Origin of the sequence: Cobetia sp. SIMBA_158, assembly GCF_046566945.1 — a bacterium.
GTDB lineage: Bacteria > Pseudomonadota > Gammaproteobacteria > Pseudomonadales > Halomonadaceae > Cobetia > Cobetia amphilecti.
Map to the genome: position 1 here is coordinate 1 of NZ_JAWJYL010000610.1, position 259 is coordinate 259.

Genomic DNA, 259 nt, shown 5'->3' on the forward strand with positions numbered 1-259 from the left:
GAAGTACGAGTAGTTGCCGAGATGGTTCGCGTGCCACACCTCGACGAGCGCGTTCGCGATCGGCGCGCCGTCCTGACCGAGCACCTGGCCGCGCATGATCAGCGTCTGGCCCGGATCGGTGCCGTCGTCGAGGCGCGCATGGCCGACCGATTCCGGTGCGCCCGCGACATACAGCGGCCCCTCGATCGTGCGCGGCGTGCCGCCCTGGAAGCCGGCCTTCTCCTCGGCCTCGTCCATCCGCACGTCGAGGAAGCGCTCG

Annotated in this window: 1 pseudogene; it reads right to left on the reverse strand. The window is 70.3% G+C overall.

From position 1 onward, the window contains the following. A pseudogene (locus R2R70_RS21275) lies at positions 1-259 on the reverse strand (catechol 1,2-dioxygenase); the annotation flags it as partial.